The sequence below is a fragment of the Methylobacterium sp. 13MFTsu3.1M2 genome (genome assembly GCF_900112625.1).
Lineage (GTDB): Bacteria > Pseudomonadota > Alphaproteobacteria > Rhizobiales > Beijerinckiaceae > Methylobacterium.
Genome location: NZ_FOMM01000008.1, coordinates 43780 through 57710 on the forward strand (window position 1 = coordinate 43780; position 13931 = coordinate 57710).

Here is a 13931-nt window from a genome sequence, read left to right on the forward strand (position 1 = left end):
TCGATGGAGCGAAATGCCGATCGAATTGAGTACGGCGAAGATGATCTCATCCGCATCGACGAAATCGAATATAGGCATTTCGGGTCGAGCGACCAAGGTCACAGGCTTCAACGTGCCGACGATTACCGCCTGTTCGTCGAGTACTCGCATACCGAGATGGCGGAGCTGGAGGGTTCCGAGAGGTACCGTCGCCATCCGGCTTGGTTCAGCACTGGGAATGCTCGAGCCCGAGAGCGCAGTGCTGTGACGTGTCTGGCGGAAATCCCGACACGCGAGCACCCCAAGATCCTCTGGAAGAACGAGTACGTCGCCCGGTTTCTCGAATTGCAGAAGAGAGGTGAGGTCAGCAGTTCAAACAGAGGAATGGAGGCCGCCATTGCGAAGATCGCGGAGGAAGTCAACAAACTTCCATGTGCCGCGATTTCTCCCAATATAAAAGGAAAGCAGCGAAAACTCAGATCCGGGACAATGACGTCGACGCGCGAGCCGCCATCATATCGGACTTTACAGCGCTGGCTGAGAACTTTCAAGGAATGCGCGAAAACACCTTACGCGTTGCGTGATAATTACCGCAACTGCGGCAGCCATGTTGCTCCCCTCGAACCGGAAGCCGAGAAGCTGATGATCGAGGTAGCGGAGGAATACGCCACGCAAGGCAAACCGAGTCAGGACGGCCTCTACCTGAAACTGGCGGCCGAGATCGACGCGCTAAACAAAGATCGACCCTCGGACGCCGCACTCACGCTTCCGAGCAAGCGTCAGTTCATTATCCGCATCCGATCGCTCGACAAATTCTGGGTCTACGCACGCCGATATACATTGGAAGCCGCAGAACGAAAATTTGCCGCCGTCGAGTATGGCTTGGACGTCTCGCGCATCGGCCAGCGGATCGAGATCGATGAATGGACTGTCGATCTTCAGACTCTGCTCGTCCGTACCGGCGTATGGAACGTGCTGAGCAGCGAGTCCAGGAAGGACGTGCGGCGCGTGCGAATGTGCCTCTACGTCGCAATCGATTGTGCAAGCCGTTGCGTGCTGGCCATGCGGTTGGCGCCAAACGCGTGCGCCGCCGAAGCAGTCGCGACGATTCGTATGATCATCAGCGACAAGAGCCATCTCTCCGCAGGAGCCAACACCATCGGGCCGTGGTTCATGTCAACCGGCATCGGAAAACTCGTTACCGATTGGGGTAGTGGCTACCGCTCCGAGGAATGCCGCCGCGTCGTACGATCGATGGGGGCTACCTTCGAGCATCCACCGGCGGGCCGGCCTCATCTACGCGGTCGTGTCGAGAGGATGTTTTCGACCATAAAATCGCAGTTCCTCGGTTACTTCACAGGCCGGACATCTTCGAATGTGGTCGAGAAGGGACTTTACGATCCTGGCACGGGGGCGAGCATTCCCGTCGACGATCTGGCACGCAACCTCGTTCGCTATGTCGTGGACGACTATCACAACCGGCCGCATGACGGTTTGGGCGGGGAGACGCCCCGCAATGCATGGATCCGACTGAGAAGGGAAAATGGTCGCCTCCCGGTGCCGGATCGACATACCCAACGGGCAATCTTCGGCATCAAAACCGAATGCGTGCTCGACAACTCCGGGGTAGAGATACTCGGTCTCCGCTATCAAAGCCGCGAGCTCCACGATTGGTTCACGCGCAAAGGTATTCATGATGTCGCCATCCGGCTCGACCCGGAGGATGTTGGTCATGCGTCGGTTCTGCTTGGCGACGATTGGCTCACCGTACCTTGTCTCTCGAAGGAGGTCCGGGGTCTTCCGCTAAAGGTCTGGCAGGAGTCGTCTCTCGATCTTAGCAAAAGATATGCGGACGAAGCAAAATTGAGCCGTCCAATCCTATTGGCGACAGTCCGCGATCTCTCCGCCATAGGTCTTCAGAGGAAACTGGAAGCCGGCATAGCCGAGGAACTCGACACGCCGGAAACCCTGGAACAAGCTCGTAAGGCGCTTACCTTTGGATTCTCCTTGCCTAACTGGGATGAGGATGACCGGGAACAGCAGCCGACCGATCTTCTCGACAATATCATTCCGGTCCCTGCCTCCATACCGGGCGAGGCTGCCCAACCCGACCAGTCGCAGACCCCATCGACGGTACCCGCATGGCGGATGGGCGGGCTCAGCGAGGACGTTCCATGATCGAGGCAGTCCCCGTGGGTATCGAGGCTCTACAGGACCTTCTCTCCATCATGTCCCCGGAGGAGCGCGAGCGACTGGAGATCATGGAGCGCGTCAAGGGCCGCATCCTGCGGACCGCCGATCGAGATACAAAAATAGCCGAACTCTTCCGCAAGCTGTTGGCGGATCTCGTTACCCGGATAGATCCCGCTCGGCCGCTGGGACCCGGCAACAGAAGTCAGACGCGAGCTCTAGTCGTAACGGGCATGACTGGCGCGGGGAAGAGCTCGATCTTGGCTCGCGTCATTGGAAGCCATCCTGGCTTCCCGGGCTACGGCGTGCCACGCTCGGATTGTCGGGCCGTCTCTGTACTCACACCATCGCCGTGCAACCCAAAGGCACTCGGTCTCGAGATCCTGCGCGTCCTCAATTATCCGATGGCATCCGAACGTTCAGTCCAAGCTGTTTGGGCCAAAGTTCGAGAACGACTGGAGTTCCTTGGCAAGCTCGTATTGCATCTAGACGAAATCCACAACGTGCTGGAAACAGCCAACAAACGGGAACTCGTGCAAATTCGAACGCTCCTGAAGACGTTTCTCGTAACGCAGACATGGCCGGTTGTCCTGATCCTCTCCGGATTGCCTGAAGTGGTCTCGTTCTTCGAGGGGTTGAACGATCCCGATGATGACGGCGCCCCTACCGCGGACACCAAGAGTGAAGTGCGCCGCCGCGCCGTATTCATGCATCTCCGTTCATTGGATCTACCCGCAGACATTCCGATGGTGTCGGCAGCCATAGAGGACACTGCGCAGGCGGCATCAATGATCGTGGACAAGGAAAGTCTCGCGATCATTGCGCCGCGGCTCATCCACGCGAGCCTCCACGAGCTCGGAACGACGATGCAGTTGGTGCACGAGGCCATTGGCCAAGGCCTGGACGCAAGACCCCGTGCCACTCGGTTGGGCGTGGAGCAGTTCAAACTCGCTTATCGGGAGCGGACGGGTTGCGCGGACGCCGTCAATCCATTCTTCGCCGCAGATTGGCGCAAAATCGACTGCCGGCTCGTCTTGAAGCAAAGCCGCGACGCGGCTGAAGCAGGACGTCTAGGAAGGCCGTCGTAATGAGGCTGCATCCCACCATCACCCACTTGCCCGGCGAGGAGCTCATGAGCTTCGTAGCACGCTTGGCACATCGCAACGGAATCGCGACCGTTCGGGAGTTCTGCTTCGATCTTGGCCTATCGATGCGGCGACTAGCCGACGGTGATGTGGCTCAGGTCACTCGACTTGCCGAGATTGCCGGCACTGATGTCGAGGCTTTATTGCGCGAGAGCCGCAAAAGAGAGGGTACGATTTACCGCATTCGCGGCCAGATTCTGACAAATGCAAGCTTGATGCGACCGCATTTTCGAGCTTGCCCTGTGTGTATGGCAGAAGATATTCGAAAGTCCAGCGGTTTGCGCGGACACCCTTTGATACACTACCGGACGATATGGTCAATACTGCATATACGAACCTGTGTAGAACACGCTGCCGGTCTTATCAATATATACTCCGAAGGGCGTGAAAACGTTCACGATTTTCCGCAGAGCTTTATCAGATGCCTTGATAAAGACAGTCAGAAGCTATCTCGCCGCACAGATCGATTCGCGACCTCCTTTGAAAGATATCTTATTCGAAGACTCAACGCGCCCGAAGAAAATTTGTGGCTGGATCAGATGCCGTTCTATGCAGCGGCAAAAACTTGTGAGGTTCTAGGCATAGTCAAAGCATTCGGTCGAGATCAGAACTCCAGATATCTAACGAACACAGAATGGACGCACGCTGGAGAACAAGGATTTGAGATCGCAAGCGGTGGAGCAGACGGAATACACCAGTTTCTGATTGGATTGTGGCGAGATTTTCCCGGACCTAGAGGTACGCCAGCCGGACCGAAGGCTTGGTTTGGTCGGCTGTATCACTGGTTGGAGTATGAAACCAAAGACCCAGCCTACGATCCTGTTCGGGCCGTGATTGTCGAAGCCATCGCGAACGAGATACCGTTCCACCCAAACGAAATACTCTTTGGGAAAAATCTTCCATATCGAAAAATACATTCGGTCGGAACGGCGTCTCATGAAACGAGAATTTCCGAAGGTCGACTGCGGATTGCGCTGGAGCGCGCAGGGCATATTGGTCCAGAGCATGTCAAACATGTTGCACACGACATACATTTCGATGCTGTCGCTGCTGCTCCCCTTCTCGATCGATTGTCGTCTGCTTTATCAGCGAAGGCTACCTCAGATATCTTGGGTATCAAGGGCGATACGTTGCGACTGTTAGTCGGAGCAGGATTTCTGAGCCCGATCGACAAGTATCAGAGCGCGACTGTCGCGTCAGTCTTTAGTGCGGATGATGTTGCCGCTTTTATGGGCATGTTACGCGACCGAGCCGAGCCAATCCAGGAAATGCCAAAGACAGCCGCAGATATTGTATCCGCTGTCAGCAGAACACATAGTTCGCTCGTCGACATTGTGGGTCTTATACTCTCAGGCAAACTCAGCTGGATAGGATGCAGGTCGGATGTTCAAGGTATTCGGTCGATCATTGTCGATGTCGCTGAACTCCGAGAGCGCCTGCGACGCGGATTTTTCCGTGGCCTGACGCGCAGACAAGTTGCCTGCGAGCTCAAAATAAGCACGTCGTGTGCAAGGAAACTGGTTGAAAAGGAAATTCTACCTTCAATTAGACAGAGACATCCTACAACCCGTCATCACCTTGCTGTTGTGGACTCACGGCATTGCCGCGAATTCAATTTGATGTATATTAAAATATATGACGCTGCGAAATTACTTCGTACTTCTCTGGCAAAAACAAGGCATACGCTTGCAGTCGATGGAATCACACCAAAACTCGTCAAAGCCGAGTATGGAATGGACTTCTATCTCAGGGCAGAAGTGAGTGAATTTGCGGAAAAATGATTTAGTTGATGTTCTGCCAAGTCTGATATTATGGGCAGTCGATTATGTCCTGGAATCTGATTTTTTGGCAGCACCGACTTCTCGAATCATTGCGTCATTCGAGTCACTTATCGATAATATTGAGTCTTGAAGACTGATATTTAGGATCGCATGGGCACAAGCACTTCCGCTTGCAATCCTGCAGTCGAAGACTGATGCGTCGCATATTGCCCCTCACACTACGTTGATCGCTCGCGAAGGTCACTGACGGCAGCTAGCTGTCAGCCATTAATCTATGCGATTGTAAACTATTAAGTCTAACAATTTTCAATTTCGCAATAATATCAACGTCGAATTGGCCCACTATAAGGTCCGGCGAAATTGATATCGTTAACAGCAGATTTGTTTTTCATGACAAACTCACTATGATGCCCATCTCTTAAATGAGAGAGATATATTTTGGTTGCTGTTGTTGCCGACATACTCAGTGAACAGCATTTAAGATATATCTAGAAGTGATAGGTACTTAGCTTTGGCTGTTGCCGACAAACATCCTGCACCCGCACACAGGCTGAACCCGTCGCCGGCGGCGACCGGCCGGGGCGGCACCGTCCAGAGCTCGATCAGCGGCCCGAGCTGGAGGCGCACGTCCGCCGCGAGCCCGGCATTGGCGCCCGTCGTCCAGGTCAGGCGCCCGCCGGTGAACAGGCCGTCCGCGAAGGACCCGGCGAGCGCCGCCGCGAGCGTGGCCGGCTCCGGGACGCCGCTCACCCGGCCGGCCGTCGTCCACGCGGCGCGGTCCACCCGGCATCGGGCATCGCCGAGATCGGCGCCGCAGGTCGCCCGGTAGGTGCGGCCCCGCTCGGCGCCGAGCCGGTGCGCGAGGCCGCGCAGCTCCGCCACGAAGGCGTCGCCGTCCCGGCGCACCTCGCCGATCGTGGCGAGGTCGAGGAGGAGCCGGGTCTCGGGGCTGCTCCAGTCGACCAGCCAAGTCTCCACGGCGGCGCCGTCGTAGAGGCCGCCGGCGATGTCCGCCTCGGTGAGCCCGAGGCCGCTGAGCGCTCCCGCCACGTCGCCGCCCGAGACCGCGAAGCCGAGCTCGGCACTGGCCTCGGCCGCCTCCAGCCCGGTGCGGGCGGCGTGGACGAGGCCCGCGACGGTCAGGTCGCGGTCGTGGTCAGTGAAGCCGAGGGCGAGCCCGTCCCGCCGCCGCAGGGACCAGCAGCGGCACAGGGTGGTCACGCCCCCCGCGAGATGGGCCGCGAAGGCCTCCGGGATGTCGCGCATGGCGTCACGCCTCCTCAGGGCACGATCTCGACGAGCGGCACCTTCGGGATCTCCCCGGCCGTGAAGGCAGCGAGGTCGATGGTCAGCGCGTCGGTGTCGAACCGGACCGGCACGTCGAAGGCGAAGCCCGCCGTCACGGCGGCGCCGGGCGGCGGGACGCGGCCCGCCGCGAAGGTGACGAGGCCGGTCGTCGGGTCGCACGCGAAGGCGCCGGGCTCGACCTCCCGGCTCGCCACCGCCACACGGACGCTGCCGGCCACCGGCTTGGCGATCCGGCGGCGATAGGGCGCGAAGCCGGACCCGTAGGTTTTGACCAGCGGGAAGGACGCGGTGGCGCCGTCGCCGGTGCCCAGCGGCTGGTCGAGGGGACCCGTCGGCCGGCCGGGCGGCCCGGAGCGGTCGTCGACCCGGTCGCGGAACCGGAATCCGTAGAGCCGTCCGCGCCGCTCCTCGAAGAAGGCCAGCACGGCGTGCAGGGCGTCGAGGCCGCGCATCCCGAAGCCGGCCTCGTAGCGGCGGCGGGAATCGGCCCAACGGCCGTTCCGGTGCTCCCGGCCCGAGGCCAGGGTCACGATCTCGGTCAGCCGCTGCGGCCCCCCGCCGGCGCGCAGCGAGACGTCGAGAGGGAACAGCACCTCGTGGAAATCGTCGGCCATGGCGGGCCTCTCCGGTTAGGGTGGCGACAGGGCCGCGCCGGTCTTCCGGGGCGTCACCGCCATCGCGAGCGCAGCGACGCGACCCAGGGCAGCGCGACATCCGTGACCGTGGCGCTCCGGGATCGCTTCGCTCCGCCCGCGAGGACGGAGGCCGGGCCGCAGATCCCGCGCGGCGCCCGGGGAACGGTATCGCTGCCGGATCGGAGCAGCTGAAAAAAGTCTTCCGAGAGGCGCCGGAAAATCAAAAGCGCCGTTCATCGACACGGGACGGCAGTTGATCGAAGATCGCCGCACCGAAGCGGATGTTCTCCGAAGTCCTCTCAATCCGCACATCTCGGTTCACCGCGCGATCCGCACGACGCGGCGCCGTTCTGCCAGGGAAACCTTCCGATGAGCGCCATCCCCCAGCCCCTGCACGCATCCGCCCCCGCTCTCGACATCCGCCGCGTCGCCGGCCGCATCGGCGCGGAGATCCGCGGCGTCACCCTCTCGGGTGACTTGGACGACGGGACGGTCGCGGCGATCCGGCAGGCGCTGAACACCCACAAGGTGGTGTTCTTCCGCGACCAGGACCTCGACGAGGCCGGGCAGGAGGCGTTCGGCCGGCGCCTCGGCGACCTCGTCCCGCATCCGACCGTGCCCTCCCTCGCCGGCACGGCGGGAATCCTCGACATCGACGGCAGCCGGGGCGAGCGGGCGAGTTCCTGGCACACCGACGTGACCTTCGTGCCGGCCTACCCGGCGCTCTCGATCCTGCGGGCCGTGACGCTGCCGCCCCACGGCGGCGACACGCTCTGGGCCAACACGGCGGCGGCCTACGCGGACCTGCCCGAGCCCCTGCGCGACCTCGCCGACAAGCTCTGGGCGCTGCACTCGAACGTCTACGACTATGTCGGCGGCCGGGTGAACGTGTCGGAGGCCGGGCGGCGGCGCTACGACGAGGTGTTCACCAGGACCGTGTTCGAGACCGAGCACCCGCTGGTCCACGTCCACCCGGAGACCGGGGAACGCTCGCTGATCGTCGGCCACTTCATCCAGCGGATCCTGGGCCTGACCACCGCGGATTCGCAGCACCTGCTGGCGATCTTCCACGACCACGCGACCCGGCCCGAGAACACCGTGCGCTGGTCGTGGCGGACGGGCGACGTGGCGATCTGGGACAACCGCGCCACGGCCCACCGGGCGGTGGACGATTACGGCGAGGCGCCCCGCGTGGTCCGCCGCGTGACGATCCAGGGCGTCGCGCCGGTGAGCGTCGACGGCCGCACCAGCCGGGCGCGGGAGACGGAGGCGCGCAGGGCGGCGTGAGCTGTGGCCGCGCGCGCCTCAGGTCGCTCGCTGGCCGCGCGCCACCGCCCGGGCGAGGCTCGCGGTCACCTGCGCCTCGGAGCGGCGAAACGCCCCCGGATCGGGGGTCGCGATGTTGACCGTCACGGAGACCGGCCGCGCCGCGGCGCCGCCCGCGGCCACGCCGAGGCGACCGTCCGGCCCGCGGCCGAGGGGGAGGATCGCCTCGGGGCCGGCCTCGCCCATCAGGCCGGCGCCGCCCGCCATGGGGAAGTAGGTCGGCGCGGCCACGACGCCGCCGGCGGCGAAGGGCTGGACGCGGCCGCCCCGGAACACGCCCCCGCGGGCGAAGCCCGTCTCCGCGCCGGAGCCCAGCATCGCGCCGATGAGGCCCGTGAGGCCCGACTGGATCGGCCCGGCCGCCGCCCGCGTCGCCACGCCGGCGAGGCGCGCCCCGATGGTGCCGAGCACGCCGTCGAGGCTGCGGCCGGACGCGGCCCCGCGGGTCAGGGCGGTGTCGAGGCTGCGGCCGAAGCTCTGCGCCAGCCGGTCCAGGGTCTCGAGCTGCCGGATCCGGTCGTCGGACGGCGGGTCGGCCTGCGGGTCGGTCTCGGCCATGGCGGTGCCTCACGGTGGGTCGGGATGGGCGGCGAGGAGCCGCGCGAAGGCGGCGCGGGACAGCGGCTCCGGGCCGGCGCGCCGGCCGAGCGCCGCGGCGAACTCCCGCGGCGTCGCCGACCAGAAGTCCCGGGGCCGCCAACCCAGCGCGCCGAGGCCGAGGGAGAGGGCGTCGTCCCAGGGGAAGCGGCCCGGGGCCGGACGCGGCGGCGGGGCCGCGTCCGGCCCTAGGGAGGGTTTGCCGGGCCCGGCGCCTCCCCACCCGCCGCCTCCCCGCCCGGCGCTTCCCCGAAGGCCGCCGCCAGGACGTCGCCCAGGGCGGCCGAGACGGCGTCGAGCCCGCCCGCCAGCGGCAGCCGCGCCACCGCCGCGTCGTCGAGGTCGTGGCCGCCGCCCCGCAGGGCGACGCCCAGGAGGGCGATCAGGTCGCGGGCCGAGACGCGCCCGCCGGCGAAGCGCGCGGCGAGGCCCGCGAGGTCGCCGGCCTGGAGCGCGGTCTCCAGCTCGGCGAGCGCGCCGAGGGTGAGGCAGAGCGTGTAGCGCCGCCCGCCGAGGGTGAGCGGCACCTCGCCGCGGATCCGGTTGGCCACGGCGCTCAGACCGCCGCGAAGGCGAGCGCGCCGCCGGATTCGAGGCTCATGTCGAAGGTGACCTCACCGGCATGGTCGCCCCGGTACTCCAGGCTCGCGATCTGGAACGGCCCCTCCAGGATCCCGAAGGCCGGGATCACGATCTGGAACACCTCGACCGCGCCCTCGAAGAACAGCAGGCGCAGGCGCGCGTCCGAGGCTTGGTCGCGGAACACGCCCGAGCCGGCGATCGCGGCCCGCCGCACCCCGGCCCCGGCGAGCAGCTCGCGCCAGCGCCCGGCGGAATCGGCGTTGGTGACGTCGACGGTCTCGGCGTTGAGGGTGATCTGGCGGCTGCGCAGGCCCGCCACCGCCGCGAAGCCGCCCGCACCGTCGCCGGCCCGGATCAGCAGGTCCTTGCCCTTCTGCGCGCCCATCGGCACCCTCCTCACAGGTTCTCGGTGACGGCCTCGACCGTCAGGGTCGCCCTGGCCTCGCCGGTCTGGGCGTCGCGCCGGGCGCGGACGGCCCGCACCCGGAGGGTCACGAGCCGGCAGCCGGCCAGCGGCAGGACGAGGGGCGTCGGGGCGTCCCGGAGGAGCGCCGCCATGCGCGAAGCGGCGTCGAGGGCGGTGCGCACCGAGCCCGCCTGGGCGATCACCGCGATCGCGTGGCTGTGCCGGTGGCGCTCGGCGCCGTCGACGGATTCGTCCGCGATCTCGGCGTCGCCGAACAGCGCGTAGACCGGGAGCGTGCCCCGCGGCGGCTCGTCGTAGAGCCGGACGCGGCCGCCCAGCAGCGCGGCCAGGGCGGCGTCGGCGGCGAAGCGGGCGATCAGGCCGGCGCGGAGCGCCAGGAGCGGGCCCGGATCGCTCACGACCGCCCCTCCCCGGGCAGCTCCTCGACGTGGCAGATCAGGTCGCGGCCCCGCGCGTCGGGCTCGGCGACGGCGCGGATCGCGAAGCGGCGCGGCCCGGCGGCGAGCCGCATGGTCGGGTCGAGCGCGGCTCGGCCCCGCAGGGTGACGCGGTAGGCGGGCCGCGTGTCGGTGCGGCCGCCGGCCGGTCGGTCGGCGAGTCCCGCCGGGGCGATCGCGCCCCACAGGACCGGGCCGGCCACGTAACGGCGCAGCACGCCCCCGAACCCGTCGGGCTCCTCCAGGGGCCGCTCGAGCACGAAGCGGCGCCGCCGCGCGCCGAGGGGCGGGCGTTGGAACGAGGTCGCCATCGGGGAAGCTCCGGGTGCGAGGATCACAGCCGCAGGCGCCGGAACGGCGCGCCGAGCGCGGCGGCGTCGGTGCGGGCGGCGTCGGGCTCGTCGCCGCGACGCTCGTAGCGGGCGGCGGCGAGGCGCAGGATCGCGAGGCGCAGAGGCTCGGGGAGCGGCGGCCCGTCGCCGCCGTACCCGGCCGCGACCTCGATCAGGATGGTGCGGCCGGCGGGATCCGGCGCGGCCGGATCCACCTGCAGGGACGGCGCCCCGTCCGGGTCGGGGCCGAGGCGCACCAGCCCGGCGTCGAGGTCGGTGACGCCTCCGGACGGGTCCGCGAGGCCGGCGCGGAGGATCGCGACCAGCGGGCTCAGGGGCAGCGGCACCTGCCCGTCCGGCGGCCAGGCCGTCAGGGCGATCCGGTACCGACCCGGGACCAGGATCCGCCGGGTCTCGATCTCCAGGCTCGCGCGGGCCGCCGCGATCAGGGCCTGGAGCAGGCCGTCCTCGTCGGCGCCCGCGTCGGAGTCGACGCGCAGGTAGGCGCGCAGGTCGGGCACGCTCACCGGCTCGACGGCGGCGGCGGCGATGCGTAACGGGATCATCGCGCGTCTCTCTGCAGGTGGTCCGATGCCGATCTCGAAGCGCCGCCCGGCGGCCCGCGCCGCGCGGGTAGCGACCGTCACGGCGATCCTGATGGCGATCCCGGCGCTCGCGGCCGTCCCGGCGCGGGCGATCGTCGGCGGCACCGAGGCGCCGGCCGGCGGGGCCGTGATGGTCCTGTCGTCGAAGGGCGGTGTCTGCACCGGCGTGGTGCTCGCCCCCGACACGGTGCTGACCGCCGGCCACTGCCTCGCCGACGCCAAGGAGCACCGCGTCCATTTCCGCGACGCCGCCGGGGCGCCGGTGCTCGTCGACGTCACCGCCCAGGCGGTCCATCCGGGCTACGACGCCGGCGCGGCCGCTTCCCGGCGGCGCTCCGTCGATCTCGCGCTGCTGCGCACCGAGACGCCGCTGCCGCCGCGCTTCGCGCCCGTGACCCTGAGCGCCGCCCCGGCGCGGGCGGGCGAGACCCTGACCCTGTCGGGCTACGGCGCGGCCAAGCCCGGCGACCCGCGCTCCACCGGCACCTACCGCAGCCTCGGCCTGCCGGTGATCGAGCCCTACGGGCCGAGCCGCATCCTGGTCTGGCTGAAGGGCGCGGGCGGCGGCGCCTGCCAGGGCGATTCCGGCGGCCCGATCGCGGGACCGGACGGGGCGGTGCTCGCCCTGTCGGCCTGGATCGGGGGCGCCTGCGGCGGTCTCACCCAGGGCGTCCTGGTGGGGCCGCAGCGGGGCTGGATCGACCGCGTGCTCGACGGCTGGGACCGGACGGCGCGCTGGGCGCAGTAGCGGCGCGGCGCCGCGTGCGCAGGGAACCTCAGCTTGGCCGGGCTATTGCCTTGCTCTAGGCTCACTCGATCTGGGGCCCCTCGCCCCAGGCTCCCTCGGCGCCGCCTCCGGCGTCCCCCACCCGCGCCCGCGCGCGCCCGGAGTTCCCGATGTCCCCTCGCCCGATCCGGAAGGCCGGCCCCCGCGAGCGCAGCCTGCGCGGCGGCCTGTGGGGCGGGTTCCTGGGCCTGTCGCTGCTCGGCGCCCTCGGCGGCCTGCTGCCCACGCCCGCCGCGGCGGTGATCAACGGCACGACGACGCGGGACCCGAACGGGGCGCGCAGCTTCGTGGTGCGGATCGAGAGCACCGAGGGCGAGATCTGCTCGGGCACCCTGATCGCCCCGGACCTCGTGCTGAGCGCGGCCCACTGCGTGATGCGGCCGGCCGGCTACACGGTGATCAGCGTCGACCGGAACTTCCGCCAGCACCGGACCGCGGTGATCACCGCCTCCATGCACCCGGACTTCGTGCCCGGGACGACCCCCGAGGACCAGCCCGGCGTCGACCTGGCGCTGCTCAAGCTCGAGCGCCCGCTCGGCGACGACTACGCGCCCCTCGATCCCCGGGGCGCGGGCTCGATCACCGACGGGCAGCCCGTGGACATCGCGGGCTTCGGCGTGGTGGCCGAGAACCGGCGGAACTCGGCGCGGATCCTGCGGCTCGCCCACCTCGTGTCGATCGGCTCGCTCCAGGTCGCCAACCGGGTGACCGTCGTCACCGACCGGCGGCGCATGGCCGAGACCTCGGGCGCCGGCGCCTGCCTCGGCGATTCGGGCGGCCCGATCCTGACCGGCGGCCCCGGCGGCTACCGGATCGTCGGCGTGGTGAGCTGGTCGAGCGGCGCCCTGCAGCAGGGCGCGCGCCGGACCGCCTGCGGCGGCTTCACCGCCGTGACCCCGGTGGCCGAGCATGCCGGCTGGATCGCCGCGCGCACGGCGGAGCTGTCGCGCATCCAGGTCGGCGACGCCCTGCCCCGCGGCAACCGGTCCGACTGGATGGCCCGCCCGGGCCGCCGCCGCTGAGGGGCTTGACCGCGGCCCGACCGCGGCAAAGCCGCTGCCCGCCCCCGGATCCTTCGCGCCTGCGGGAACCCGGGGGCCGATCGGCACTTTTCGCATCCGAACCTTCCCGGCTCACGGAGCGAGAGCATGGCCGACACCGGCACCAGCAACACCCCGCGGACGCACAAGACCCGCAACAACACCGACTCGAACGCCAAGAAGGTCTCGATCGAGGCGCTCAACGCCCGGCTCGCGGACGGAATCGACCTCGCGCTGGCGATCAAGCAGGCCCACTGGAACCTCAAGGGCCCGCAGTTCATCGGCGTCCACGAGATGCTCGACGGGTTCCGCACCCAGCTCGACGAGCTGAACGACAGCGTCGCCGAGCGCGCGGTCCAGCTCGGCGCCACGGCCTTCGGCTCGACCCAGGCGGTCGCCGAGCGCACCAAGCTGCCGGCCTACCCGACCGGCATCTACGCCATCGCCGACCACATCGCCGCGCTGATCGACAGCTACGCCGCCTACGCCAACGCGGTCCGGCAGAACATCGACGAGACCGACGAGGCGGGCGACCCCGACACGGCCGACCTGTTCACCGAGATCTCGCGGGCGGTCGACAAGCACCTCTGGTTCCTCGAGGCGCACGTGCAGGAGCCGACCGGCACCCTGCGCGACGGCAACGCGGGCCGCTGAGCGCGGCGCCCCGCCTTCGGGCGGGGCGCGACCCGACGCGATCGGGGATACGAAAATGCCCGGCCGCGAGGCCGGGCTCAGTGGGGTCCCTTTGCACGGGGACATC

15 protein-coding genes and 1 pseudogene are annotated in these 13931 nt (G+C 67.4%); 7 read left to right on the forward strand and 9 right to left on the reverse strand.

The window, feature by feature from the left end; genetic code table 11:
- Window positions 1-3: 3 nt before the first annotated feature.
- From BM314_RS08480 to BM314_RS08490, 3 genes are read left to right on the forward strand one after another with little or no spacing between them, the layout of a single operon-like run.
- Entirely contained in the window at window positions 4-2157 is a 2154-nt protein-coding gene (locus BM314_RS08480) for a Mu transposase C-terminal domain-containing protein (protein ID WP_091977849.1), read from the forward strand.
- Window positions 2154-3257, forward strand: a complete 1104-nt coding sequence (locus BM314_RS08485; RefSeq protein ID WP_170868066.1) for a TniB family NTP-binding protein — start codon at window positions 2154-2156, stop codon at window positions 3255-3257. Before BM314_RS08480 ends, BM314_RS08485 begins: the two co-directional genes overlap by 4 nt.
- Entirely contained in the window at window positions 3257-5095 is a 1839-nt protein-coding gene (locus BM314_RS08490) for a TniQ family protein (RefSeq protein WP_091977958.1), read from the forward strand. Before BM314_RS08485 ends, BM314_RS08490 begins: the two co-directional genes overlap by 1 nt.
- Window positions 5096-5572: 477 nt before the next feature.
- Here the strand turns inward: BM314_RS08490 and BM314_RS08495 are convergent, their stop codons facing one another.
- Both BM314_RS08495 and BM314_RS08500 read right to left on the reverse strand, forming a co-directional pair.
- Window positions 5573-6361, reverse strand: coding sequence for a DUF2163 domain-containing protein (locus BM314_RS08495; RefSeq protein WP_244539891.1), 789 nt, complete (start codon window positions 6359-6361; stop codon window positions 5573-5575).
- A gap of 14 nt (window positions 6362-6375) precedes the next feature.
- Window positions 6376-7017, reverse strand: a complete 642-nt coding sequence (locus tag BM314_RS08500) for a DUF2460 domain-containing protein (RefSeq protein ID WP_091977851.1) — start codon at window positions 7015-7017, stop codon at window positions 6376-6378.
- Window positions 7018-7407: 390 nt separating this feature from the next.
- Here BM314_RS08500 and BM314_RS08505 point away from each other — a divergent pair, with 390 nt between their 5' ends.
- Complete coding sequence (locus tag BM314_RS08505) at window positions 7408-8325, forward strand: TauD/TfdA dioxygenase family protein (protein ID WP_091977852.1); 918 nt, start codon at window positions 7408-7410, stop codon at window positions 8323-8325.
- Window positions 8326-8343: 18 nt separating this feature from the next.
- Here BM314_RS08505 and BM314_RS08510 read toward each other — a convergent pair whose 3' ends face one another.
- The 7 genes and pseudogenes from BM314_RS08510 to BM314_RS08540 all read right to left on the reverse strand — a co-directional run bounded on the left by BM314_RS08510 (window position 8344) and on the right by BM314_RS08540 (window position 11305).
- Window positions 8344-8922 (reverse strand): phage tail tape measure protein, encoded by a 579-nt coding sequence (locus BM314_RS08510; protein ID WP_091977853.1) that lies wholly within the window; start codon window positions 8920-8922, stop codon window positions 8344-8346.
- A 9-nt stretch (window positions 8923-8931) separates the two neighbouring features.
- Window positions 8932-9108: pseudogene (locus BM314_RS08515) on the reverse strand (phage tail assembly chaperone); the annotation flags it as partial.
- Window positions 9109-9149: 41 nt separating this feature from the next.
- Window positions 9150-9512 carry a gene transfer agent family protein gene (locus BM314_RS08520; RefSeq protein ID WP_091977854.1) on the reverse strand — a complete coding sequence of 121 codons (363 nt, stop codon included), beginning with the start codon at window positions 9510-9512 and terminating at the stop codon, window positions 9150-9152.
- Between the two features lie 5 nt (window positions 9513-9517).
- Window positions 9518-9928: a phage major tail protein, TP901-1 family gene (locus BM314_RS08525; RefSeq protein ID WP_056527565.1), complete on the reverse strand. Its 411-nt coding sequence runs from the start codon at window positions 9926-9928 to the stop codon at window positions 9518-9520.
- Between the two features lie 11 nt (window positions 9929-9939).
- A complete protein-coding gene (locus BM314_RS08530) occupies window positions 9940-10368 on the reverse strand; it encodes a tail completion protein gp17 (RefSeq protein ID WP_091977855.1) in 429 nt (142 codons plus the stop codon).
- Window positions 10365-10718 (reverse strand): head-tail adaptor protein, encoded by a 354-nt coding sequence (locus BM314_RS08535; RefSeq protein WP_091977856.1) that lies wholly within the window; start codon window positions 10716-10718, stop codon window positions 10365-10367. The genes BM314_RS08530 and BM314_RS08535 overlap by 4 nt, the downstream gene beginning before the upstream one ends.
- A 23-nt stretch (window positions 10719-10741) precedes the next feature.
- The gene (locus tag BM314_RS08540; RefSeq protein ID WP_091977959.1) at window positions 10742-11305 is read right to left on the reverse strand and encodes a head-tail connector protein; all 564 of its coding nucleotides are present in this window, start codon (window positions 11303-11305) and stop codon (window positions 10742-10744) included.
- Between the two features lie 25 nt (window positions 11306-11330).
- Between BM314_RS08540 and BM314_RS08545 the strand changes: the two genes are divergently transcribed.
- The 3 genes from BM314_RS08545 (at window position 11331) to dps (ending at window position 13825) form a co-directional block, all read left to right on the forward strand.
- On the forward strand, window positions 11331-12092 hold the full coding sequence (locus BM314_RS08545; protein WP_091977857.1) for a S1 family peptidase: 762 nt from the start codon (window positions 11331-11333) through the stop codon (window positions 12090-12092).
- A gap of 149 nt (window positions 12093-12241) precedes the next feature.
- Complete coding sequence (locus BM314_RS08550) at window positions 12242-13153, forward strand: S1 family peptidase (protein WP_091977858.1); 912 nt, start codon at window positions 12242-12244, stop codon at window positions 13151-13153.
- Window positions 13154-13279: 126 nt separating this feature from the next.
- Window positions 13280-13825, forward strand: coding sequence for a DNA starvation/stationary phase protection protein Dps (gene dps, locus BM314_RS08555; RefSeq protein ID WP_012321876.1), 546 nt, complete (start codon window positions 13280-13282; stop codon window positions 13823-13825).
- Window positions 13826-13931 lie beyond the last annotated feature (106 nt).